This window comes from Kitasatospora mediocidica KCTC 9733, assembly GCF_000744225.1.
Taxonomy (GTDB): domain Bacteria; phylum Actinomycetota; class Actinomycetes; order Streptomycetales; family Streptomycetaceae; genus Kitasatospora; species Kitasatospora mediocidica.
Map to the genome: position 1 here is coordinate 1,306,226 of NZ_JQLN01000005.1, position 23,550 is coordinate 1,329,775.

Annotated in this window: 22 protein-coding genes and 1 pseudogene; 7 read left to right on the forward strand and 16 right to left on the reverse strand. The window is 72.1% G+C overall.

What is annotated here, in order from left to right:
- Positions 1–207: 207 nt before the first annotated feature.
- From BS80_RS19780 to BS80_RS37880, 8 genes are all read right to left on the reverse strand, one after another.
- On the reverse strand, positions 208–828 hold the full coding sequence (locus tag BS80_RS19780; RefSeq protein ID WP_035799195.1) for a Uma2 family endonuclease: 621 nt from the start codon (positions 826–828) through the stop codon (positions 208–210).
- Positions 829–928: 100 nt separating this feature from the next.
- A complete protein-coding gene (locus BS80_RS19785) occupies positions 929–2,479 on the reverse strand; it encodes a sensor histidine kinase (RefSeq protein ID WP_332262177.1) in 1,551 nt (516 codons plus the stop codon).
- Between the two features lie 7 nt (positions 2,480–2,486).
- Positions 2,487–3,329 (reverse strand): response regulator transcription factor, encoded by an 843-nt coding sequence (locus BS80_RS19790; RefSeq protein ID WP_083975307.1) that lies wholly within the window; start codon positions 3,327–3,329, stop codon positions 2,487–2,489.
- Between the two features lie 115 nt (positions 3,330–3,444).
- Positions 3,445–4,146 (reverse strand): VC0807 family protein, encoded by a 702-nt coding sequence (locus BS80_RS19795; protein ID WP_035799197.1) that lies wholly within the window; start codon positions 4,144–4,146, stop codon positions 3,445–3,447.
- Positions 4,147–4,298: 152 nt separating this feature from the next.
- The gene (locus BS80_RS37875) at positions 4,299–5,006 is read right to left on the reverse strand and encodes a hypothetical protein (RefSeq protein ID WP_157536401.1); all 708 of its coding nucleotides are present in this window, start codon (positions 5,004–5,006) and stop codon (positions 4,299–4,301) included.
- Positions 5,007–5,055: 49 nt separating this feature from the next.
- A complete protein-coding gene (locus BS80_RS19805) occupies positions 5,056–6,270 on the reverse strand; it encodes an ABC transporter permease (RefSeq protein ID WP_035799199.1) in 1,215 nt (404 codons plus the stop codon).
- Positions 6,267–7,139: an ABC transporter ATP-binding protein gene (locus BS80_RS19810; RefSeq protein WP_083974936.1), complete on the reverse strand. Its 873-nt coding sequence runs from the start codon at positions 7,137–7,139 to the stop codon at positions 6,267–6,269. Before BS80_RS19810 ends, BS80_RS19805 begins: the two co-directional genes overlap by 4 nt.
- Entirely contained in the window at positions 7,139–8,692 is a 1,554-nt protein-coding gene (locus tag BS80_RS37880) for an efflux RND transporter periplasmic adaptor subunit (RefSeq protein ID WP_051966812.1), read from the reverse strand. Before BS80_RS37880 ends, BS80_RS19810 begins: the two co-directional genes overlap by 1 nt.
- Before the next feature lie 264 nt (positions 8,693–8,956).
- On the opposite strand from BS80_RS37880, the gene BS80_RS19820 reads away from it, so the two are divergent.
- Positions 8,957–9,349, forward strand: coding sequence for a VOC family protein (locus BS80_RS19820; RefSeq protein WP_035799202.1), 393 nt, complete (start codon positions 8,957–8,959; stop codon positions 9,347–9,349).
- Positions 9,350–9,408: 59 nt separating this feature from the next.
- Here the strand turns inward: BS80_RS19820 and hisC are convergent, their stop codons facing one another.
- The gene (gene hisC, locus BS80_RS19825; protein WP_035799204.1) at positions 9,409–10,488 is read right to left on the reverse strand and encodes a histidinol-phosphate transaminase; all 1,080 of its coding nucleotides are present in this window, start codon (positions 10,486–10,488) and stop codon (positions 9,409–9,411) included.
- Positions 10,489–10,854: 366 nt separating this feature from the next.
- Here hisC and BS80_RS19830 point away from each other — a divergent pair, with 366 nt between their 5' ends.
- The 3 genes from BS80_RS19830 to BS80_RS19840 all read left to right on the forward strand — a co-directional run bounded on the left by BS80_RS19830 (position 10,855) and on the right by BS80_RS19840 (position 14,390).
- On the forward strand, positions 10,855–12,012 hold the full coding sequence (locus BS80_RS19830) for a LacI family DNA-binding transcriptional regulator (RefSeq protein WP_035799207.1): 1,158 nt from the start codon (positions 10,855–10,857) through the stop codon (positions 12,010–12,012).
- A 125-nt stretch (positions 12,013–12,137) separates the two neighbouring features.
- Positions 12,138–13,322, forward strand: a complete 1,185-nt coding sequence (locus tag BS80_RS19835; protein WP_083974938.1) for a metallophosphoesterase — start codon at positions 12,138–12,140, stop codon at positions 13,320–13,322.
- A gap of 180 nt (positions 13,323–13,502) precedes the next feature.
- Entirely contained in the window at positions 13,503–14,390 is an 888-nt protein-coding gene (locus tag BS80_RS19840) for a hypothetical protein (protein ID WP_035799209.1), read from the forward strand.
- On the opposite strand, the gene BS80_RS19845 is transcribed toward BS80_RS19840, so the two are convergent.
- From BS80_RS19845 to BS80_RS19865, 5 genes are all read right to left on the reverse strand, one after another.
- Positions 14,351–14,785: a YrdB family protein gene (locus tag BS80_RS19845; protein WP_051966813.1), complete on the reverse strand. Its 435-nt coding sequence runs from the start codon at positions 14,783–14,785 to the stop codon at positions 14,351–14,353. The two genes, BS80_RS19840 and BS80_RS19845, sit on opposite strands and share 40 nt — an antisense overlap.
- 31 nt (positions 14,786–14,816) lie before the next feature.
- Complete coding sequence (locus BS80_RS19850; RefSeq protein ID WP_198045562.1) at positions 14,817–15,248, reverse strand: GNAT family N-acetyltransferase; 432 nt, start codon at positions 15,246–15,248, stop codon at positions 14,817–14,819.
- A 57-nt stretch (positions 15,249–15,305) separates the two neighbouring features.
- Complete coding sequence (locus BS80_RS19855; protein WP_157536403.1) at positions 15,306–15,977, reverse strand: hypothetical protein; 672 nt, start codon at positions 15,975–15,977, stop codon at positions 15,306–15,308.
- Positions 15,978–16,063: 86 nt separating this feature from the next.
- Positions 16,064–17,728, reverse strand: a complete 1,665-nt coding sequence (locus BS80_RS19860; protein ID WP_035799212.1) for a DUF885 domain-containing protein — start codon at positions 17,726–17,728, stop codon at positions 16,064–16,066.
- Between the two features lie 56 nt (positions 17,729–17,784).
- Positions 17,785–19,461 carry a DUF885 domain-containing protein gene (locus BS80_RS19865; RefSeq protein WP_035799213.1) on the reverse strand — a complete coding sequence of 559 codons (1,677 nt, stop codon included), beginning with the start codon at positions 19,459–19,461 and terminating at the stop codon, positions 17,785–17,787.
- A 142-nt stretch (positions 19,462–19,603) separates the two neighbouring features.
- On the opposite strand from BS80_RS19865, the gene BS80_RS42905 reads away from it, so the two are divergent.
- A complete protein-coding gene (locus BS80_RS42905) occupies positions 19,604–20,062 on the forward strand; it encodes a hypothetical protein (RefSeq protein WP_035799214.1) in 459 nt (152 codons plus the stop codon).
- Positions 20,063–20,229: 167 nt separating this feature from the next.
- Here the strand turns inward: BS80_RS42905 and BS80_RS44120 are convergent.
- Positions 20,230–20,310 (reverse strand): annotated as a pseudogene (locus BS80_RS44120) (NUDIX hydrolase); the annotation flags it as partial.
- Between the two features lie 87 nt (positions 20,311–20,397).
- Here BS80_RS44120 and BS80_RS19875 point away from each other — a divergent pair.
- Together BS80_RS19875 and BS80_RS19880 are read left to right on the forward strand one after the other, a co-directional pair.
- Entirely contained in the window at positions 20,398–20,877 is a 480-nt protein-coding gene (locus BS80_RS19875) for a DUF5919 domain-containing protein (RefSeq protein WP_232246629.1), read from the forward strand.
- The gene (locus BS80_RS19880; protein WP_035799216.1) at positions 20,864–21,331 is read left to right on the forward strand and encodes an NUDIX hydrolase; all 468 of its coding nucleotides are present in this window, start codon (positions 20,864–20,866) and stop codon (positions 21,329–21,331) included. Before BS80_RS19875 ends, BS80_RS19880 begins: the two co-directional genes overlap by 14 nt.
- Positions 21,332–21,466: 135 nt before the next feature.
- Here the strand turns inward: BS80_RS19880 and thiC are convergent, their stop codons facing one another.
- Positions 21,467–23,287, reverse strand: a complete 1,821-nt coding sequence (gene thiC, locus BS80_RS19885; RefSeq protein WP_035799218.1) for a phosphomethylpyrimidine synthase ThiC — start codon at positions 23,285–23,287, stop codon at positions 21,467–21,469.
- Positions 23,288–23,550: the final 263 nt, after the last annotated feature.

Consider the following 23,550-nt stretch of genomic DNA (forward strand, 5'->3'; position numbering starts at 1 on the left):
GCGGTCCGCTGTCCGATTCGACCTGGCTTCGACCAGAATCCTGCCGCACAAGCCGGACAAAAGTGCTCTTCGCCGTGAATCGCACCAATCCGTGCCAAGCTTGCGCGCTTGTGAACGTGAACACGTTCACAAGCTCTGCCAGAAGCCAGTATCACGCACGCCTGTTCGGCGATACACACCGGGGGGTGGGGAAAAGGTGAAGAGCGATCAGGCCTGGCGGTCGACCGGGCCGCCGGTGATCTCCGGGCCGACGACGAAGCCCTTGGCGGGCCCGTCCGGCACCAGCGCCTCGGCGCCGTACGGCGTACGGACGGAACTGGCGTACGCGCCACGGCCCTTGTCCGGACCGCTGAGAACGGTGACCGCGCCGCCGTCGTCGTAGTCGTCGATGATCACGTAGACGGGGATGCCCGCCTGCGCATACGCGCGGTGCTTGCGGACCAGGTCGCGCTGGCGGGCATCGCTACCGGAGGAGACGGTCTCGACGACGAGGCCGACGGCGGAGGCGAGCACGCCGAGACCCTCGGGGTCGGCGATCTCCTCGATGTCGTCGGGGGCGACGAACACATCGGGGATCCAGACCTTGAGGTCGTGGATCACGTTGAAGTCGTTGGTCGGCCCGTAGCCGCTCCCCCGCAGGAAGTCGTGCAGAGCACGGTAGAGCCGCCGGTTGACGAGCCCGTGCCGGGTTCCGCCCGTTGGCGACATCTCGATAGCTCCCTCGATGATCTCCGCCCGGACGCCCTCCCGGACGTCCATGGACTTCCATGCCTGCCACAAGGCCTGGTCCAGGTCCACGGCGATCTCCTCGAGTGCGAGCGCGGTCATGAGGACACCTCTCTTCCCGTCCAGTGTGAGCGGCGGGACCGGGTGCCACAAGCCGCAACCGTACGATCACACACCGTCGGCCGCACGCAAGGGGGTTCGGCTACGTACCACTCGTTCGGGGGAGGTTGAGGCGGAAGGTCGCGCCGGTCGCGGGGGCGGTGTCCAGGGTGAGCGCGCCGCCGTGGGCACGGGTGAGGGCGGAGGCGATGGCCAGGCCCAGGCCGGCGCCGCCGCCGTCGTGGCGGCTGCGGGAGCCGTCCACGCGGTAGAAGCGCTCGAACACGCGGGTCGCCTGATCCTTCGTCAATCCCGGTCCGGAGTCGGCCACTTCGAGTATGCAGCTGTCCTCGTCGGTGCCCACGCCGATCCGTACCGAGGTGCCGAGCGGGGTGTGCTTGACGGCGTTGCCGACCAGGTTGGTGACCACCTGGCGCAGCCGGGCCTCGTCGCCGAGGACGGTGGCCTCGCCGGGGGTACCGACGCCGCCGGGGCCGGTGAGGGAGACCGAACGGGTCGGGTCGAGCGCCATCAGGTCGTGCAGCGCGTCCACGGCCAGCGTCCGCAGGTCCATCGGGGCGAGGTCGAGCGGGCGTTCCTCGTCGAGACGGGCCAGCGTGAGCAGGTCCTCGACCAGGCCGCCCATCCGGACCGCCTCGCTCTCGATGCGGTTCATGGTCCGCTTGACGTCCCCCTCGGAGGGCAGCGCGCCCATCCGGTACAGCTCGGCGAAGCCGCGGATGCCGGCCAGCGGGGTGCGCAGCTCGTGCGAGGCGTCCGCGACGAAGCTGCGCATCCGCTCCTCGGACTCGGCCCGGGCGGCGAACGCGGACTCGATCTGGTCGAGCATCCCGTTCAGCGCCACGGAGAGTCGGCCGACCTCGGTGCCGGGCGGCAGCTCGGGCATCCGGTAGGAGAGCTCGCCCGCCGCGATCAGCTCGGTGCCGCGCTCGATCCGGCGCAGCGGCAGCAGGCCGGCCCGCACCGCGAAGGTGCCGAGCGCGGCGATCAGCAGCAGGACGGCCGCGCCGATCGCCAGGAAGGCCGCGCGGAGCTTCTCCACGGTGGCCCCCACCTCGTCCGAGGAGATCGCCACCATGATGTACGCGGACCCGTTGGGGGGCGTCGGGCCGGTGCGCTGGATGGGCAGGATGAGCACCCGCCAGCTGCCGGAGCCGTGCTCGGCCGGCAGGTAGAAGCCCCGGCCCAGGTGGGTGAGCAGCGAGGCGTCCCCGGCCGCGGGCAGCCGCGGGCCGGGGTCGGAGTCGGCCAGCGGCTGGCGCTCGACCCGCAGCACGCTGCCGTCGGCCGCCAGCATCCGCACCTCGTACTGGCTGGGCAGCACCTTCGCGTCGGGGGGCGGGGGCTTGCCGCCGCCCTTGCCCGGCCGGTGCGCCGCCTGTCGGCCGAAGCTCTCCAGCTGTTGGTCGAGCCGGCCGAGCAGCTGGCTGTGGACCGCGCCGAGCACGACGAGGTCGCTGACCGCCAGACCGGTGGCGACCATCACCAGCGTGAGCGCCAGCAGCCTGCTGCGCAGCGAGAAGCGCCCCGCGCCGCGGGTCAGCGCGCCGGAGCGCAGCGGACGCGGCAGGCGGGTCAGGCGGCGCGGCACGCGCGGCAGGCGGCGCGGCACCCGGGCGAGCAGTCGGCGCACGGTCGGATCAGTCCTGTGCCTGCTGCGGCGGCCGCCGCAGCGCGTAGCCGATGCCGCGCACCGTGTGGATCAGCTTGGGCCCGTGGTCGGGGCCCGAGTCGAGCTTGCGGCGCAGGTAGGAGATGTAGGACTCGACGATGCTCAGGTCGCCGCCGAAGTCGTACGCCCAGACGTGGTCCAGGATCTGCGCCTTGGAGACCACCCGGCCCACGTTGGCCATCAGGTAGTGCAGCAGCTTGAACTCGGTGGGCGACAGCGAGACGGCGTGACCGTCGCGGGTCACCTCGTGGGCCAGCGGGTCGAGGGTGAGGTCGGCGACCATCAGCCGGCCGTCCTCGGCGGGACCGCCGGCCCGGCGCAGGATCGCCCGGATCCGGGCGATCAGCTCCTCCAGGCTGAACGGCTTGGTGACGTAGTCGTCGGCGCCGGCCGCCAGGCCGTGCACCTTGTCCTCGGTGCCGTCCTTGGCCGTCAGGAAGAGCACCGGGAGGTGCTCGGCCGGACGCGGCCGGCCCGGCCGGGTGGCCAGGCCGGCCGGGTTGGCGATCTGCTGGCGGCGGGTGCGCTCGCGCAGCCGCTCGACGACGGTGAAGCCGTCCACGTCGGGGAGCATCACGTCGAGGACCACCAGGTCGGGGCGCTCGACGGCGATCGCGGCCAGCGCCTCCTCACCGGTGGCGGCGGACTCCACCCGGAACCCGGAGAAGCGCAGCGAGGCGGAGAGCAGCTCGCGGATGTTCGGTTCGTCGTCCACCACGAGCAGGAAAGCCTCGCCGGGAGTTCGGCTGCCGCCGGCCGGTCCGGCAGGCGAGGCCGCCGTGGGCGCCGTGCTTGCCGCAGTCCCCTGCATCATGGGTCCGCCTCCCAGGTCGAGGGTCGAGCCGTTCCATCACCCCATCGGATGACGGACTCGGGAGGTTACACGCAGGTGATGAGAGGTGGATGAACGCCCGGCTCGTCCGTGCTCAGACGGTCTGCGGTTCGGCGGGCGCGGCGGCCCGGGCCGCGGCGGCCGCGGCGTCCCTGGCCTGGGCACGCTTGGCGTAGGTGATCGTCCAGAGGACCAGCCCGCCGGTGACGGCGTACGGCAGGACGTTGTTGACGGTCACCATCGCGCCGGTGGACAGCGTGTAGACGAGCGCGATCCGCAGCGCCGCCTCCGCCAGATAGCCCACGCCCCAGCCGATCGTCAGGTTGCGCTGGATCCTGCGGAAGCCCGGGTGCACCCAGAGCCCGTTCCACCAGGCCGCTGCGGCGGCGGTGCCGTCGGTGGCGAACTTGCGGCCGAAGTAGAACATCAGCGGGCGCGGGGCGGCCAGCGACACCAGGCAGAGCACGCCGAAGAGGCCGGTGACGAAGGAGTCCTTGACCAGCAGCAGGCGGGCGTCGTGCGGGCCGACCAGCGAGACGACCGCGGTCAGCGCCACGAAGACCAGCGAGACGATCGCGAACTCGTCCACCCGCCGGTGCCAGGCCAGGTAGACGGCGATGTCGAGCACCGGGCCGAGTCCGGAGAGCAGCAGCGCGGTGAAGTCGCCGACGCCGTGCGCGTGCAGCTGGTTGTAGATGACGATCGGCGCGACGACGTTGAAGCCGATGCTGAGCAGCCAGCCGAGGCCCGCTGCGGAGCCCTTGCGGGCAGGAGCCTGTGGAGCGTTCGTGGACATGAGTCCCCCGTGGACGGCGCCGGAGCGCGGAACCTGCGACCAGGACCCCTGGCCGCGGGGGACAGTGTGCCCGATCCCGGCGCACCCGGCCCAGGTCTGCAACGGGGTGGTGAACCGGCCTTGACGGCTGGTCACCACCCCGCGACGGATCGTCAGCCGCTCTTCGTGGTACCGCCGGTGGCGCCACCGCTACCACCGCCGAAGCCACCGAAGCCGCCGCCACCGCCGCCGAAGCCGCCCGCCGTGGCGCCGCCCTCGGTCAGCTGGGAGGCCGCGTAGCCACCGGTGGAGTCCGGCGTCCCGACCACGGTCACGCTCTGGCCCGGCTGCAGGTCGCCGACCTGGCCGTCCTTGGTGACCTGCACCTTGGTGGTGCCGTTGGTGGTCACCTTGACGGTGTTGCCGCTGGTGTCGGTCAGGTAGACGGTGCTGCCGTCGACCAGCTTGACCGTGCCCCGGGTGAACCCGGGCGCGCCGGCCGCCTGGCCACCGCCGGTACCCCCGCCGCCGCCGGCGCCACCACGGCCGGCCCGGCCCGCGGCAGCCGCAGCGGCCGCGCTACGGCCGCTGCCGCTCGCGACGTTCGAGGTGCCATGGTTCTTCTGGTACCAGGCGCCGCCGGTGAAGGCCGCCGCGGCCACCACGCCGCCGGCCAGCAGCAGGGTCAGCCAGGGCAGCTTGCGCCGCGGCGGCGCGGCCAGCTCGGCGCTGATGTCGCGGGCGTCCGGCGCGGTCGCCAGCAGGGCGGCGTGGGCCGCCGCGCTGCCGGGCTCCGGCTCGCCGTGCGGTCCGTCGGTCCTGATGGCGGCCAGCTGAACCGTGTCGTCCGCCCGGACCAGGTCACTGTTGTTGGTAGGCATGGGCTCTGACTGCTCCCGCTCGTCTCGCTCGGTGATCATGTCTGCTGCCTCACTCGTGCCGCAGGGCGTCGATGGGACGCAGCGAAGCGGCCCGGTTGGCCGGGTAGCTGCCGAAGAAGAGTCCGATCGCCACGGCGATCGCGAAGGCGCCGAGCACCGACGAGGGGATCACCACCGGCACGATCCCGACGACCTTGAAGTGCGAGCCGATGAGTCCGACCGCGACTCCGAGCCCCGCCCCCAGCACCGACAGCAGGGTCGACTCGGTGAGGAACTGGCCCAGGATCACCGCCTTGGGCGCGCCCAGGGCCTTGCGGATGCCGATCTCCCGGGTCCGCTCGGTGACCGTGACCAGCATGATGTTGGTGATCCCGATCCCGCCGACCAGCAGCGAGATCGCGGCCACCGCGCCGAGCAGCACGGTGAAGGTCTTGGTGGTGCTCTCCCGCGCGGTGAGCAGGGAGGCCTGGTTGCTCACCCGGAAGTCGAGCTTGGTGGGGTCGGTCAGCGAGTGCGTCCCCATCAGGACCGAGGTGATCTCGGACTGGGCCTGCGTGGTGGTGTCGGCGGAGGTCGCCTGCACCAGGATCTGGCTGACCGAGCTGAAGCCGGTGAAGGCGTTCTGCACGGTCGGCAGCGGTGCGATCACCACGTCGTCCGGGTCGCTGAAGCCGGTGCTGCCGCCCTTGGTCTGGAGCACGCCGACCACCGTGAACGGCGTGCCGCCCAGGCTGATGCTCTTGCCGACCGGGTCGTCGGTGTCGAAGAGCTGGGTGGCGGTGGTGGACCCGATGACCGCGACCTTGCGGGCGTTCAGCACGTCGTCGGCGCTGAAGTAGTCTCCCTTGGCGATCTTCTCGTTGGCTGTCTCGAAGTACGCCGGGTAGGTGCCCAGGACCGAGCCGGGGGTGTAGGAGATGTCCCCGTAGATCGCGGTGGCGCTGGTGGAGACCACCGGGGCGACGGACTTGATGTCCGGCGCGGCGGACGGGTCGGCCAGGGCCTTGGCATCGGCCACGGTGAGCTTCTTGGTGGTGGCCGCGCTGCGCGAGCCGCCGAAGGACGCACCGGAGCTGACGGTCAGCGAGTTGGTGCCGAGCGAGGTGATCGAGTTCTTCACCGCGGCGGAGGAGCCGTTGCCCACCGCGAGCAGCAGGATCACCGAGGCGACACCGATCAGCACACCGAGCATGGTGAGCGCGGAGCGCACCTTGTTGGCGGCCAGGCCGCCGATGGCGAAGCGAAGGATCTGCCAGAAGATCACTGCCGGCCTCCGATCAGTTCACCGGCGGCGGCGCGCTGACGCAGCTGGGCCGCGAGCACCGGCGGCGGGCCGGCGACCGGCCCCTGCCGGACGTCCGAGATCACCTTGCCGTCGACCAGCCGCAGCACGCGCTTGGCGTGCATGGCCACCTCGTCCTCGTGGGTGATCAGCACGACCGTTCGTCCGGTCGCGTTCAGTCCGTCGATGATCTGCAGTACCTCTTCGGTGGAGTGGCTGTCCAGGTTTCCGGTCGGCTCGTCCGCGAGCAGCATCGCCGGAGCGGTGACCAGCGCCCTCGCGACCGCGACACGCTGCTGCTGACCGCCGGACAGCTCGTTGGGCTTGTGCCCGGACCGCTCGGAGAGGCCGACCAGCGAGAGCGCGGCCAGCGCGCGCTTGCGGCGCTCGGCGGCCTTGACCCCCGCGTAGGCGAGCGGCAGCTCGACCTGCGCGAGGGCGCTGGTGCGGGGCACCAGGTTGAACGACTGGAAGATGAAGCCGATCTTGCGGTTGCGGACCAGGGAGAGCTGCTGCTCGTCCAGGTGTCCGACGTCGATGCCGTCCAGCAGGTACCGCCCGGCGGTCGGAACGTCGAGGCAACCCAGGATGTTCATCAGGGTCGACTTGCCGGAACCCGAACTACCCATCACCGCGACGAAGTCGCCCTCGTCGATGTCCAGGCTGACGCCTGCCGGCAGACCGGTCTCCGGATCGTCCGGGCCGCGCAGCGCGTGGACCGTCGCGTCACCGTGGCCGTAGGCCTTGGTGAGCCGCTGGATCTGGATGACCGGGACCGGCGTGGCCGGACCGGTCTCGGTCTCGGGGGTGGGAGCGGTACCGGAGTGACGCGCTCGGCCGCGCCGGGCCATCAGTTGCCGCCCCGGGCGCTGCCGCCGCCACCGGCACGACCGCCGCCGCCACCGGCGCCGCCGCCGAAGCCGGCCACTCCCGCGCCGCCCGGGAAGGCGCCGCTCGGGAAGCCCGAACCGCTGCCGGCCGTGGCCGAGGCGATCTGCAGCTTGTCGCCGACGTTGAGGCCGGAGACCACCTGGACGGTGGAGTCACCCACCACGCCGACCGTGACGCTGACCCGCGAGGTGGTGCCGTCCGGCTTCACCAGGGTCGCGGTGCGCGTGGTGCCGGTGCCGGCCAGCGCCGCCGCCGGGACGGAGAGCGCGTTGTCGGCCTCACCGGTGACGACCGAGACGGTGGCGCTCAGGCCGGTCCGCAGGGTGCTGGTGTCACCGTTGATCTGGAGCGTCGCGGCGTACTGGACCGCCGCGCTGGCACCGGTGCTGCTCGAGACGGGCAGCGAACTGACCGACAGCACCGTGGCGTTGAGGACCGTGCTGGACTGCGCGTTGAGCGTGACGGTGGCCGCCTCGCCCTTCTTGAGCTTCAGCGAGTCGAGCTCGGAGAAGTCCGCGGTCACCTGCATTCCGGTCGGGTTGGTGAGCACGATGAAGCCGCTCGGGGCGCTGGAGGTCGAGGAGCCGGTGGTCTTGCTGCTGCTGCTCGCGCCGCTGCCGGAGCTGCCGGAGCCCGACGAGTCGCCGGTCCCGGTGCCGGAGACGGTGTCGCCGACCTTGTTGGAGATCGACGCGACCGTGCCGCCCTCGGAGGCGGTCAGGGTGGTGCCGGCCAGCCCCGCCTGGGCGTTGGTCAGGGTGATCTGCGCGGCACTGAGCTGCTGCTGGGCCTGCGTCACCTGCTGTTCGGCCTGGGCCACGGCGTCGGGGTCGACGGTGGTGGTCGTGATGGTGGTGGTCTGCGGGGCCGGCGCGGTGTTGCCGCCGCCACCGGAGTTGGTGGCGCTGCCCGCACCGTTGCCGCCGGTGGCATTGGCGGTGTTGCCGGTGACCGTGCCGCCACCGACGCTGCCGCTGCCGCTGCCGCTGCCGCCGGAGCGCGACGTCGAGCCCGGGGCGGTCGGCGCGCCGGTGGCGTTGGCCGTGACGAAGGAGGACTGCACCGTGCCGCCCGACACCGGCTTGGTCGTGGTCGTGGTGACCCCGGCCTGGGCCTTGGTGAGGTTGGCCTCGGCGGTGTTCAGTGCGGCCTGCGCGCTGGTCACGCCGCCCTGGGCGGTGGTCAGCTGCTGCTGGGCCTGGGTCATGTCGACGGTGGCGAGGACCTCGCCCGCCGTCACCGTGTCGCCCACCGAGACCTTGACGGCCGTGAGCTTGCCACCGGTGACGAAGTTCTGTCCGGCGTCGGACGGGGAGGAGAGGGCACCGGATCCGGACACGGTGGCCAGGACCGTGCCCTTGGTCACGGTCGCGCTGCGGGTGGTCGGCTTACTGGCGGCAGCACTGCTGCCGCTGGTCACGGTGGTGTAAGCCAGGGCGCCTCCGGCGAGGAGGGCCACACCGAGTACTGAGTTGACGAGGACGGCACCACGCCGTCGCGGGAGGACCTTCATAGCGCACAAGAGTTGCCTGGCGCTCTTGCGAAGTCCTGACCGACGACTGAGAGCCCGCTGAATCAATCAGGGGAAGCAAGATCGGACATAACGATACATAGCACCGCTGTAGGCCCGGGTTTACGGAGGCGCTGTTGGCGGAACTCTCAGGATTTTCCCAGGCATCTGGTCCGCAGCCTTTAATCCTGGCCGGGGAACCGGACGCCGGGCGCCGTCCTGCTGGGAGAATGACGGACCGTCACCCTTACGTTGTCGGAGGCAGCCTTGAGTTCAGCCCTGCACAGCATCACGTTCGACTGCACGGACGCCTACGGCCTCGCCCGCTTCTGGTCGCGGGTGACCGGCTGGCCCCTGGGGGAGGACGACGTCCCGGGCGACCCGGAGGCCGCCGTGATCCCGCCGGCCCACGTCGGCGGGCCCCGGCTGCTCTTCATCACGGTGCCCGAGCCGAAGGCCGTGAAGAACCGGGTCCACCTCGACCTCCAGCCCGACGACCGCACCCGGGACGAGGAGGTCCGGCGGCTGTTGGACCTCGGCGCGACCCTCGTCCAGGACGAGCGCAGGCCCGACGGCACCGGCTGGGCCGTCCTCGCCGATCCCGAGGGCAACGAGCTGTGCGTCGAGCGCAGCGCCGCCGAACGGGCCGCGACGGCCTGAGCTCCCGAACCCGGCCGGGGTCCCGAGGCGCTCGGGACCCCAGCCGGTCAGGGCTCCGTTCAGAGCTCCTTGCGGAACGCCTGCGCGACGCCGAGGAAGAGGTCGTTGCCCGCCACCTCGCCGATCGTCACGCGCACACCCTCACCGGCGAACGGCCGGACGATGACGCCGGCCGCGGTGCAGGCCTCGGCGAACTCGACGGTCCGCTCGCCCAGCCGCAGCCAGACGAAGTTGGCCTGCGAGTCCGCGAGCGTCCAGCCCTGCTCGGTGAGCGCCGCGACCACCCGGGTGCGCTCGGTGACCAGGGCCTCCACCCGCACCATCAGGGCGTCCTCGGCGCGCAGCGAGGCGACCGCCGCGTCCTGGGCCAGCTGGCTGACGCCGAACGGGACACCCGTCTTGCGCAGCGCGGTGGCCACCGGCTCGTGCGCGATGGCGAAGCCGATCCGCAGGCCGGCCAGGCCGTACGCCTTGGAGAAGGTGCGCAGCACGCAGACGTTCGGGCGGTCGCGGTAGAGCTCGACGCCGTCCGGGACGAGCTCGTCGCGCAGGAACTCGCGGTAGGCCTCGTCCACGACCACCAGGATGTCGCCGGGGACGGCGTCCAGGAAGCGCTCCAGCTCGGGGCGGCGGATCGCCACACCGGTCGGGTTGTTCGGGTTGCAGACGAAGATCAGCCGGGTCCGCGGGGTGATCGCCGCGAGCATCGCGTCGAGGTCGTGCTCCTCCCCCGCCGTCAGCGGCACCGGCACCGGGGTGGCACCGGCCACCTGGGTGATGATCGGGTAGGCCTCGAAGGAGCGCCAGGCGAAGATCACCTCGTCGCCCGGGCCGGCCGTGGATAGCACCAGCGACTGGGCCACACCCACCGAGCCGGGGCCGGTGGCGATGTGCTCGGCGGGGACGCCGAAGCGCTGGGCCAGCTCGGCGGTCAGCTCGGTGACGGCCATGTCCGGGTAGCGGTTGAAGGAGCCGGCCGCCGCGACGGCGGACTCCAGCACGCCGGGCAGCGGCTCGTACGGGTTCTCGTTGGAGGACAACTTGAAGGCGTCGGCGCCGGCCGGCTTGCCGGGCTTGTAGGTGGGGATGCCGTCGAGGCTCGGGCGAAGCCGCGGGCCCTGCGCTGCCGTACCGCTCACGGTGGTGCTCTCCTTCGTCTGTCGGAGCCGGTTTCCTGGGACCGGCCCTGCGGGGCATCGCCCCGGTGCCGCGTGTGCGCCCCGGCGCGTTGGTGTGCGCTGGTCGCGGCAGGCGGCGTGTTCCCCGGTCGGGTGCTGAGAACGATACCGAGCACGCTCACCCGTAGGGGTGAGATGTCCGGTCGGGTTACCGATGCGGATCAGCCATTGTCCCTCGTTCCGATGGCACATGTCAGAGGTAATCGGCCGAAACCAGACCCCCGATCCAAGGGGTGATCCGGTCATAAGTCATGGAGAAACGTATCTTCAGCCCCGTCCGGCGGCCTGGTCCCGAGAACCGCTGACGCCCCATACGATCGGTGCGCCATGACAGCAGCAGCCAACCAGAGCGGTCGGCGACCCACGACCTCACGACGTCTGGAGCGGGCCGGCATCCGGGACGTGGCAGCAGCCGCCGGAGTGTCCATCACCACCGTCTCCGACGCCCTGAACGGTAAGGGCCGCCTGCCCGACGAAACCCGCAGCCGGGTGCGCGAGGTCGCCGAGCGCCTCGGCTACCGGCCGTCCGCCGCCGCCCGGACGCTGCGCACCGGCCGGTCCGGACTGATCGGACTGACCGTCACCACCTACGGCGAGGAGCCGTTCACCTTCACCGAGTTCGCCTACTTCGCCGAGATGGCCCGCGCCGCCACCAGCGCCGCGCTCGGCCGCGGCTACGCGCTGGTCGTCCTGCCGGCCTCCTCCCGCCACGACGTCTGGAGCAACGTCGCGCTGGACGGCACCGTGGTGATCGACCCCGCCGACCAGGACCCGCTGGTCAGCGAGCTGTACCGGTCCGGCGTGCCCGTGGTCAGCGACGGCAAGCCCGGCAACTGCCCGGTCACCGCCTGGGTCGACAACGACCACGAGGCCGCCGTGCTGAACATCCTGGAGCACCTCAGCGAGGCCGGCGCCCGCCGGATCGGCCTGCTCACCGGCACCAGCACCGACACCTACACCCGGCTCAGCACCGACGCCTACCTCGGCTGGTGCGACCGGGTCGGCCAGGAGCCGGTGTACGAGGCCTACCCGGCGCACGACCCGGCCGCCGGTGCGGTCGCCGCCGACCGGCTGCTGGCCCGTCCCGACCGCCCGGACGCCGTCTACGGTCTCTTCGACCCCAACGGCACCGACCTGCTCGCCGCCGCCCGCCGGTACGGCCTGCGGGTCCCCGAGGAACTGCTGCTGGTCTGCTGCAGCGAGAGCGACGTCTACGCCGGCACCGAGCCGCCGATCACCACCCTCTCGCTCAAGCCGCGCCGGATCGGGACCACCGTCGTCAACCTGCTGATCGACGCGATCGAGGGGGTCGACTCGGGCACCGGGGTGGACATCGCCCGGCTCTTCCCGCCGCGCTACCGGACCGCCGGCACCGGACCGCCGCCGGGGACCCTGATGCCCACCGAACTGATCGTCCGTGCCTCGTCACAGCGTCGCAGCCCCCGAACCACCGTCAGCCCGCCCCGCCCGCCGGGCGAGGTCTGAGGGCGGTCGGCGGGTGCGCGCCGACCGGTCCGGGCCTCCCGGCGGGGCCTGGCGGGGTACGTTCGTACAGATTGGATACCCACCGGGTGAGGACGACGGGAGAGTGGTCTTCCTATGATGGGCGAATGACTCCCGAGGACCGCTTCCCCGGGCCTGATCTGTCCCACTCAGGCCCCCACCCGCACCAGGACCTCGACGTGCTGCCGTACGGCTCGTATCACGAGCCCAATCCGCAGCAGGAGTACCAGGGTTCACCGGGCGAGCAGGTCGTCGGGCAGGACCCGACCTACAGCGGGTACGGCGGCGCGCGGTACCTGGAGCAGCACTGGCCGGTGGGCGAGGCCCACGGGCAGGCGCAGGTGCCCGGGCACGACCAGGCAGCGGCGCAGGGCCAGGTGCGGCCCCTGGACCACGACGATCCGCCGACCATCGAGCTCGGCCCGCCGCTGACCGAGGAGGACCTCCGCGCGGCGGGCTACCAGCCGGTCGAGGACCCGGGCCCGGTCGGCCCGCTCTACGTGGTCGGCGACGTGCACGGCTACCTCGACGAGCTGGTCGGCGAGCTGCGCCGGCAGAACCTGATCGACGCCGAGGGCCACTGGTCGGCCGGCCGCTCGCGGGTCTGGTTCCTCGGCGACTTCACCGACCGCGGCCCGGACGGCATCGGCGTCATCGACCTGGTGATGCAGCTGGCCGCCGAGGCGGCCGCCGCCGGCGGGTACTGCCGGGCCCTGATGGGCAATCACGAGCTGCTCTTCCTCGGCGCCCACCGCTACGGCGACGAGCCCGTGCAGTCCACCGCGGGCACCGCCTCGTTCCGCGCCGCCTGGCTGCTCAACGGCGGCCAGCAGCACGACCTGGAACGGCTGGAGGGCCACCACATCAGCTGGCTCTCCCGGCTGCCGGCGATCGCGCTGGAGGACGGCCACCTGCTGCTGCACTCGGACACCACGTCGTACCTGGAGTACGGCGCCTCCATCGACGAGGTCAACGACGCCGTCCACGACCTCCTCGCCGACGAGGGCGCCGACGAGTGGTGGGACGCCTTCCGCCGGTTCACCAAGCGGTTCGCGTTCCGCGGCCCGGGCGGCCCCACGGCGGCCGGCGAGCTGCTCGGGACGTACGGCGGTCACCGGGTGGTGCACGGGCACAGCCCGATCCCGTACCTGACCGGCGAGGCCAACTCGGACAGCGGCGAGCGCCCGTACGTGCCCGGCCCGTACATCTACGCGGACGAGCTGGCCGTCGCGATGGACGGCGGGGTCACCATGGAGGGCCGGTTGCTGGTCGCCCGGCTGCCGCTCGACTGACCGCGCGTCCACAGGGTCGCTGACCTGGTTCGCAGTCGAATATCTGGAAACGGACTGTCAGCACCGGCCCCCCGGCCCCTACCATCGAGGGACCACCCCAGGCGTCCGCGCCCACCCACGTCGGCCGCCCCGAGCCTGCCGGTGGCCGTCCACCTCCCTGACGGAGCGAACGGGGTAGTCATGAACCACGCCCCGCACCTGCGCGCCGAGGACCGTCCGGACTTCGGGCGGACCCTCGACGAGGCACTGCGCGACAGCACGATCCTCGCTGCCCTGCGAGAGCGCCAGACCGGCCTGAACGCCGAACAGCTGCGCACCAAGGCACTCTTCGACCAGGACCTGATCGCCGAGGCGGCCCTCGACGAGTACCTGCACTACGCCGAACTGCGGGACGGCCTGCGGGACGGCCCGCGAACGTCTCACCCGGTGGTCGACGACCGCCCGAAGCGGCCCGGGCGGCCCGGGCCGCAGACCACCACAGAGCTGCTGGCCCAGCTCAGCTCGCCCGGCGGCGGGGGGCTCTGGCCGGTGCTGACCGTGCTGGTCCCGATGCTGTCGGTCGGCGCGGCGATCCTGCTGCTGCTCACCGGCTACATCCTGACCGGCACCGACAGCGGGGTCGGCTACGGCCGCTCGGTGCTCCTGTCGGGCTGGGCGGCGGCCGCGGTGGCCGCCGCCTCCCTGGTGATCGGGCTGGTCGGCCTGGTGCTCACCGCGCTGCGGGACGGCGCGGCCGGGCCCGGCGGCGAGGACCCGGAGCTGCGGGCCGGCGTGGCCGAGGCCCGGGCCGCCTGGCAGCACGCGCTGCGCGAGCGCGGCCTGCTGCCGTACCTGCTGGCCAACCTGGACTCGGCACCGGCCCTCGCGCCGCGACCGCCCGGCCGCCGGCCCACCGCCGCCCCCGAGTTCAGCAGCCCCGGCTACAGCAGCGCGGCCTACGCCAGCCCCGGCTTCTCCAGCCCAGGCGTCGAGGGCGTGACCGACCCCGAGGGCCGCGAGCCGCGACCCACCGAGTTCAGCAGCCCCGGCTACAGCCCGCCGGGCTTCACCGGCCCGGACGAGGTCTGACCGTCCGGGCCGCCCGGGCCGTCGGCCTCCTGGCGACGGTGCATCAACGCACCGCGGTCCACCGTGGCCAGCGCCGTGTTCAGCAGGACGAACACGGCGAAGCCGATCCCCCAGCCCACGCCCGCCACCGCCCCGAGCGCGACCGCACCGGCGCCGAAGACCAGCGCCTTCACCGCCAGCACCCCCGGCAACGGCAGCCGCACCACGGCCCGGGGCGCCGCGTACCGCCCCCAGAGCGCCGCGGCCGCCACCGGCGCGCCCAGCCCCAGCAGGATCCGGACCGCGAGCTCGTCGACCGCCGTCCACCCCCACCAGGCCAGGAACCCCAGGGCCGCCAGCTCGGCCAGGAAGGCCAGCCCCTCGTTGACGACGTGCAGACCTCTCGGTACCACCATCCGCGCTCCCCGTGAGTTCGTGAGTCCGTGCCTACTGTCCGGTCGAGAGATCGTGCGCGAAGTGCAGCGCCACGATCGCCATCCGTCGTGCGTGGTAGAAGCGGTGGGCCCCGTGGTTCGACACCCCGGAGTCCAGCTCGATCCGGACGCAGCCCGCCTGCCGGGCCCGGTCCTCCAGCTGTGCCAGCAGCCACCCGCCGATCCCGCCGGAGCGGACCTGCGGGTCGGTCACCAGGTCGTCGATGAAGAGCACCCGGCCCCGGCTGGTCGCCAGCATCCGGTGGCCGGCCACCGCGACGCACCGCCCGCGCTCGTCGTAGGCGGCCGTGAAGACCAGCCCCTGCCCGTACGCCTCCGCCGCGAATGCCGCGAAGCCCGTCGGGCTCAACCCCGGGCGAAGCGAACGGATCAGCGGCGCGACGTCGCTCTGCAGAGCGCGATCCCCGGGCGCGATGTCAATCATGGTCAGCTCCACCCGGCCACCCTACGTGCGCCCGCCGCCGCGCCGGCCCCGCATCCGTCAACCCGTCGGGCCCACCGCGTCGGCCGGGACCAACGGCTGCCCGAGGACCACCGCCGTACTCACCGGCGCGGCCGCTGCCAGGACGGCCCGGACGAACTCCGGCGAGGCGAGGGCCGCCGCCGACGCCTCGACCCGCAGACCGGAACCGTCCGGGTCCGCACTCGCCGAGAAGACCTCGAAAGCCAGCAGATGGGCCTGTTGGGCCGCGAAGACCCGCTCGGAGGCCGCGTCCACGTCCCGGCGCGCGTAGCGGCACGCCAGCACCTCGACCGGCGTGCCGGCGGTCCCCGGCGCCGCGCGGCGGGCGGCGGCCACCAGGGCCTGCCCGCGCGCGGTGTCCGTCACGTACAGCAGCACCCGGCCGTGCGGCGGGTCCACCGCCAGCGTGCCGTACACGTCGGCGTAGCGGGTGCGGCCCTGCCCGTCGAGGGCTGCTGCGGCGGCGTCCAGCGCCGGGTCGGACGTCGGCGTCGAGGTCGGCGCCGGTGCCGGCACCGGCGTCGGTGCCCCGGTGACGGCGACCGGCGGGGCCGGCGAGCGCATCGGACCTCCCGGGTTCACCGAGGAGAGACCGACCGTGATCGGTCCCGTCGAGCGCTGCGCGGCACAGCCGCCCGCCCCCGCCAGCACGGCGGCACAGCAGAGCGCGAGCATCCATTGACGCATCATCAGCAGCCTCCGTCGACATCCGGGTTCAGACCCCGGTTCGACGCACCCGCCCCGCCGCCGGTTCCGCCATGGCGCTGTCGCCACCCCTACAGCGCCGCCAGGTTGCCGGCCAGGTCGTCCAGGCCCAGCGAGCCCTGGGAGAGTGCCTTCATGTGCCAGGCCTTCAGGTCGAAGGCCCCGCCCAGCCTGTGCCGGGCCACCTCGCGGCCCCGCAACCAGGCGCGCTCGCCCAGCTTGTAGCCGATCGCCTGGCCCGGCCAGCCGAGGTAGCGGTCGATCTCGCTGGCGCGCATCTCGGCCGGGCTCCCGTTGTACGCCGCCATGAACTCCGCCGCCAGCGCCGGGGTCCAGCGCTCACCGGGGTGGAAACCGGAGTCGGCGGGGATCGCCAGGCCCAGGTGCATGCCGATGTCGACGATGACGCGGATGGTGCGGAGCATCTGCTCGTCCAGGAAGCCGAACCGCCGCGCGGGCTCGGTGAGGAAGCCGAGGTCGTCCATCAGGCGCTCGGCATACAGCGCCCAGCCCTCGATGGTGGCGCTGACCTTGCCCAGCGAGACCTGGTAGCGGCTGAGCCGGTCGGCGACCAGGTTCCACTGCGCGAGCTGCAGGTGGTGCCCGGGCACCCCCTCGTGGTACCAGATGCTGACCAACTGCCAGGTGGGGAAGGCCTTACGGCCGAGCGTGGGCAGGTAGGTGCGGCCCGGACGGCTGAAGTCCAGGCTCGGGCCCGAGTAGTACGGCGCCGCCGCGCTGCCCTCGGGCGCGATCAGCGACTCGACCCGGCGCACCGGCGGCGCGATGTCGAAGTGCCGTCCGTCCAGCGCCTCGATCGCCTCGTCCATCAACTCCTGCAGCCAGACCCGGATCCCCTCCGCGCCGACGACCGTGTGGCCGTGCTCGTCGAGGTACCGGACCACCTCCAGCGGGCTCGCGCCGGGGAGCACCCGGTCCGCCTCGGTCCGCAGCTCGGCGTTCATCCGGTGGAACTCGCTCCAGGCCCAGTCGTACGCCTCGTCCAGGTCGAGGTCGGCGCCGGTGCAGAACCGGGCGGCGCGCAGGTAGCGCTCACGGCCGACGCCGTCCGGGCTCCCTTCGGCGGCAGGGAGGTAGCTGCCGCGCAGCCAGTCGCCGAACTCGCCTACCGCGGCGGTGGCTTGACGGGCGGCCGCGTCCAACTCGGGCCGCAGCCGGTCGGATCCCCGCGCGACGAAGCCGGTGAACCAGTCGGCGGCGGTCCAGGCGGCGTACTGGTCGGCGACCGCGGCCGCCTGCCGGGGCGCCGCGAGCAGCCCGCGCGCGATCCCCTCGGTCAGCGTGGCCCGGTAACCCTCCAGCGCCCCGGCCATGTTGCGCATCCGGCCGGCCACGAGCGCCCAGTCCTCGTCGGTCTCGGTCGGCATGTAGGTGAAGATCTCCCGCACCCACTGGACGGGCGACCCGATGATCCGCAACTGCCGCAGGTGGTCACCGGCCTCGTGCACCGCGAGCTCCGCCGTCAGCCGCTCCCGCAGCAACCGGGCGCACACCTCCTCCTCCGCCGCCCCCGGCACGGACGGCGCCGCGTCGAGCTCCGCCAACGCCCGCCGGGCCAGCGCGGCGCGCGCGTCGAAGCCGTCCGACGACAGGTCCAACTGCCGCGCGTCACCCTGGTTCACCCCCATCCAGGTGGCCACCATCGGGTCCAGGGCGGCGACCCGGTCGAGATGGTCGTCGGCGATGCTGCGCGGGGTGCTCGATTCCTCTGCCATGCGGACCATCCTGACCCAGCCTCGCCGCCCGCGACAGGGATTACCCCCCTCCCGCGCTACAGCGCCGCGAGGTTGTCGACGAGGTCGTCCAGGCCGAAGGACCCCTGCGAGAGCGCCTTCATGTGCCAGGCCTTCAGGTCGAAGGCCCCGCCGAGGCGCCGCTCGGCCGCCGCGCGGCCCTGCAACCAGGCGCGCTCGCCCAGCTTGTAGCCGATCGCCTGGCCGGGCCGGCCGAGGTAGCGGTCGATCTCGCTGGAGCGGCGCTTGGCCGGGCTGCCGTGGTAGGCGGCCATGAACGCGGTGGCCAGCTCCGGGGTCCAGCGCTCACCGGGGTGGAAACCGGAGTCGGCGGGGATGGCGAGACCGAGGTGCATGCCGATGTCGATGATCACCCGGATGATGCGCAGCATCTGCTTGTCCAGGTAGCCCAGGCGGTTGGCGGGATCGGTGAGGAATCCGAGCTCGTCCATCAGGCGCTCGGCGTACAGCGCCCAACCCTCCACGTTGGCACTGATCTTGCCGAGCGTGACCTGGTAGCGGCTGAGCCGGTCGGCGACCACGTTCCACTGCGCGAGCTGCAGGTGGTGGCCGGGCACCCCCTCGTGGTACCAGGTGCTGACCAGCTGCCAGGTCGGGAAGGACTCCCGGCCGAGCGTGGGCAGGTAGGTGCGGCCCGGACGGCTGAAGTCCAGGCTCGGGCCCGCGTAGTACGGCGCGGCGGCGCTCCCCGGCGGCGCGATGCGGGACTCGACGTTGCGGACCGGGCCGGAGATGTCGAAGTGAACCCCGTCGAGGGCGTCGACCGCCTCGTCCATGACCTGCTGCAACCAGTCGCGGATACCCTCCTCCCCCTTGATCGCGTGGCCGTGCCCGTTCAGATGTCCCATCGCCTCCAGCACGGTGGCCCCGGGCAGCACCCGGCCGGCCTCGGCCCGCATCTGCGCGAGCATCCGGTGGAACTCGTCCCAGGCCCAGGCGTAGGCCTCGTCCACGTCGAGGTCGGCGCCGGTCCAGTAGCGGGCGGCGCGCAGATAGCGCTCACGGCCGACGCCGTCCGGGGTCCCTTCGGCGGCGCAGGCGTAGTCGTCCCGCAGCCAGTCGCGGAACGCGCCGACGGCGGCGGTCGCCCGGCCGGCCGCGTGGTCCAGTTCGGGACGCAGCCGCTCCGGCCCGTCCGCGACGAAGTCGGCGAACCACCCGGCACCACCGGTGTCCTCGCCGGTCCACGCGGTGAGCTGCCCGGCCACGACACCGGCCTGCCGGGGCGCCGCGAGCAGCCCGCGCGCGATCCCCTCGGTCAGCGTCGCCCGGTAACCGTCCAGCGCCCCCGGCAGGTTGCGCAACCGGCCGGCCACCACCGCCCAGTCCTCCTCGGTGGCGGTCGGCATCATCGTGAAGATCCCCCGCAACTGGTGGACCGGCGCACCCGTGTTGTACAGCTGACGGAAGTTGTCGCCGGCCTCCTGCACGGCCAGCCCCGCCGCGAGCCGCTCCCGCAACAGCCGGGCACACGCCAGCTCGGCGGGGTCCGCGGTGACGGGTGCGCCATCGAGCGCGGCCAGCGCAGCGCGAGCGAGCTCGGCGGCGGCCTCCAGCCCCTGCGGCGACAGGTCCGGCTGCCGGTCGTCGTCCAGGTGCAGGCCCAGCCTGGCGGACGTCGCCGGATCTGCTGCGGCGACCTGCTCGACGTAGTCATCGGCGATCCGGCGGGGGGTCTTCAGATGATCTGTCATTCCGCCATTCTTTCCCCCGGTCCCCCATCGGGGTTCATCCGGCCACGTGCTCACCTCCTCCCGGCCGCGCGAGCCACACGATGGGCGTGGTGCGGTCGCCCGGCCGCACCGGACGGATTCGCAGCTGAAGCAGGTGAGGACGATGTTCCGCAGTTCGTTCGCGGTACCGGTGCTGGCGCTCTTGCTCACGGCAACGCCCGCAGCAGCGGCCGACGCCCCGCGCGGCCCGGACCTTCTGGTACTGGCACCGGCCCCGGTTCTGGTCGCCTCCGGCGGCAACTCGACGGTGCACGCCCACGTGATCAACAACGGCGACGCGACGACCACCCAGCCGTTCACCCTGTCCGTCCACGTCCCGCCCGGCGTCTCCTTCGCCAACCCCACCTCCCCGACCAGCTGCACCATCCTCCCCTTCGGCCACACCGTCACCTGCACCTTCCCCGCCGGCCTCCACCCCGGCGAGACGGCCGGCGCCGACCTCCCGCTCTCCGTCTCCTCCGGCATGCCCCCAGGCGTGCTCACCGGCACCGTCGAAGCAACCCTCCCCGGCGACCCGACCCCGCAGGACGACACCGCACAGTTCCAGGTCGTGATCCGGTAGGACTGCCCTGCTCCGAGCAGCCCCCGGCCGCTCAGAGCGGGCCGACACAGCAGACATCGAGCACCAGGTCCGGCAGGTAACGGCGCTACTGAGGCGTAAATGAGCGGCTTCATCTCGCCGGCTGTCCAGCCGGTCTCCTCCAGCACCTCGCGGGCTGGGGCTGCGGCCGGTGTCTCGTGGGCTTCGATCAGCTCCATGGGAAGTTCCCAGGCCCACGAGTCGATGATGAAGCGGTGGCGCCACATCATCGGCACCTGCTTCTCGCTGTTCACGACGTGCCGTACGTGGGCTCGACGACGACGAGAAGGGTACGGATACTATCCGCACCCTTGGCGGTGACCAGCAGCTTTCCATCATCAGCGAGTCCGGTCTCTACTCGTTGGTCCTTCCTGTGGCTGGAACAGGCGAACCTGGCCGGCGCGCTCCGCCGGAAAGCCCAGACCGGTTGCCGGATCCGATTCCTTATCGGCGATCCGGACAGTCCTGTCACTCGGGCTCGCGAGGCCGAGGAGGGCGTCCCGCTTACCCTGTCCACCCGTATCGCCGTGACGCTGAGTGAGCTGCAACGGCTGCGGGGCGTTGGGGACATCGAGGGGCGGTTCGAGACCGGACACGTCAACCTGTCCGTCTTCCGGTTCGATGACGAGATGATCGTGACGCCGATCCTCGCCCGCAGGGTCGGCCATGACTCGCCGATGATGCACCTGAGGCGAGCGCAGGACGACGGCATGTTGGATCGGTTCGCCGATCACGTCGAAGAACTCTGGAGTCGCGGGCGCAACATCTGGGAGGGAGCGCAACATGGCCAGGCGTGACTACGAGGACGACCCGAACGCACCGAAGCCCAACAGCCTCGTTCCAGCCGCCTCAGTGGTCGTCGTGGACGAGTCAGGCCGCATCCTGCTCCAGCGGCGTACGGACAACGGGATGTGGGCGCTGCCCGGCGGAAAGATGGAGCTGGGCGAATCACTCGCGGGGTGCGGCATCCGGGAGACCTTCGAAGAGACCGGCATCCACGTGGAGATCACGGGCATTGTGGGGACCTACACCAACCCCGGCCACGTCTTCGCCTACGACGACGGCGAAGTGCGCCAGGAGTTCTCCATCTGCCTGCTCGCTCGGCCGACGAGCGGAGAACTGCGAGTGTCCGACGAGTCGTTCGAGGTGGCCTGGTTCAAGCCGGATGACGTGAACGGCCTGGCCATGGTCCCGAGCATCCGCAAGCGGATCGACGACTGGCGATCCGGACGGGGCCCGGCCATCCGGTAGTCGGATGCCGAGGCATACCAGTACGTCCGGGCACTGCGCTGGGAAGCCCCCTCCTGCCTCCCAGAGCAGCCGTGCACACGCCGACGGGGCCGGGAGCTGGACGGTGCTCCCGGCCCGGGTGGCCGGCGGGTGCCGTCAGTCGGCCAGCGGGAGGTAGACCCGGTTGCCCTGAGCCGCGAACTCCTCGGACTTGGCCTTCATGCCCTCGACGGCGTCCGCGTCGTACTCCGGCGAGGCCTGCCCGTTGCCGAACTTCTCATTGATGGATTTGCTGATCTTCATCGAGCAGAACTTCGGGCCGCACATCGAGCAGAAGTGGGCGGTCTTCGCCGGTTCGGCGGGCAGCGTCTCGTCGTGGAAGGCGCGGGCCGTCTCCGGGTCGAGGGCCAGGTCGAACTGGTCCTGCCAACGGAACTCGAAGCGGGCGTCGGACAGGGCGTCGTCCCAGGCCTGGGCGCCGGGGTGGCCCTTGGCGAGGTCGGCGGCGTGGGCCGCGATCTTGTAGGTGATCACGCCGGTCTTGACGTCGTCGCGGTTGGGCAGGCCCAGGTGCTCCTTGGGCGTGACGTAGCAGAGCATCGCGGTGCCCCACCAGGCGATCATCGCGGCGCCGATGCCGGAGGTGATGTGGTCGTAGCCGGGTGCGACGTCGGTGGTGAGCGGGCCCAGGGTGTAGAACGGCGCCTCGTCGCAGATCTCCCGCTGGAGATCCATGTTCTCCTTGATCTTGTTCATCGGGACGTGGCCCGGTCCCTCGATCATCACCTGGACGTCCTTGGCGCGGGCGATCCGGCCCAGCTCGCCCAGGGTCTGCAGCTCGGCGAACTGCGCCTCGTCGTTGGCGTCGGCGATCGAGCCGGGGCGCAGGCCGTCACCGAGCGAGAAGGTGACGTCGTAGGCGCGCAGGATGTCGCAGAGTTCCTCGAAGTTCGTGTAGAGGAAGTTCTCCTGATGGTGCGCCAGGCACCAGGCGGCCATGATCGATCCGCCGCGCGAGACGATGCCGGTCTTGCGGCGGGCGGTCAGCGGGACGTACCGCAGCAGCACGCCGGCGTGCACCGTCATGTAGTCGACGCCCTGCTCGCACTGCTCGACGATGGTGTCGCGGTAGACGTCCCAGCTCAGCTCCTCGGCCTTGCCGTCCACCTTCTCCAGCGCCTGGTAGAGCGGCACGGTGCCGATCGGCACGGGGGAGTTGCGCAGGATCCACTCGCGGGTGGTGTGGATGTTGCGGCCGGTGGAGAGGTCCATGACCGTGTCGGCGCCCCAGCGGGTCGCCCAGGTCATCTTCTCCACCTCCTCCTCGATCGACGAAGTCACCGCACTGTTGCCGATGTTGGCGTTGATCTTCACCAGGAAGTTGGTGCCGATGGCGACCGGCTCGACCTCGGGGTGGTTGACGTTCAGCGGGATGACGGCCCGTCCGGTGGCCACCTCGTTGCGGACGAACTCGGGCTCCAGGCCCTCGCGCAGGGCGATGAACTCCATCTCCGGCGTGACGATCCCGAACTTCGCGTACGCGAGCTGGGTGACCGCGACGCCGTCCCGGGCGCGCAGCGGGCGGCGCGGGCGGCCGGGGAAGACCGCGTCGAGGCTGCGCAGGTTTCCGCCGCGCGGGGAGGTGTGCTTGATCCCGTCGTCCTCGGGGCGGGCCTCGCGGCCGTCGTACTCCTCGACGTCGCCGCGCTGGCGGATCCACGGGTCGCGCAGCGCGGGCAGGCCGCGGCGGACGTCGGGCTGGTACTCCGGGTCGGTGTACGGGCCGGAGGTGTCGTACAGCGGGACGGTCCTGCCGTTGGTGAGGTGCACCTCGCGGAAGGGGACGCGCAGGTCGGGGCGCGAGCCCTGGCGGTAGGCCTTGCGCCACGCCGGGGTCGGGTAGCCGGTTGCGGCGCTGGTCACGGCGTCGCCGTCGTTCTGCGTGGAGGCAGCCGAACGTGCATCAAAAATGGTCATCAGACCCTCTTACTCCCTACGCCGGCATTACCCGGTCCAGGTTCCTGCGGTCGACGCAGCGATCGGTACGCGGCCCGCGTACCTGTCAGCGCCCTCTCAGCCCGGTGCTCCGAGCTCCCGTTCTGCAGGCGGTCTTGCCTGCACAAAAGACGTCCCCAAGGTAGCGGCAGCGCGCCCGGGGGTCCAGAGGGGGGTCCGGAGTATGGGCAGGTCCCGGCCAGTGCGGCAGACTGGGAGGCGGTTCGCCGCTCCGCGGGGAACGG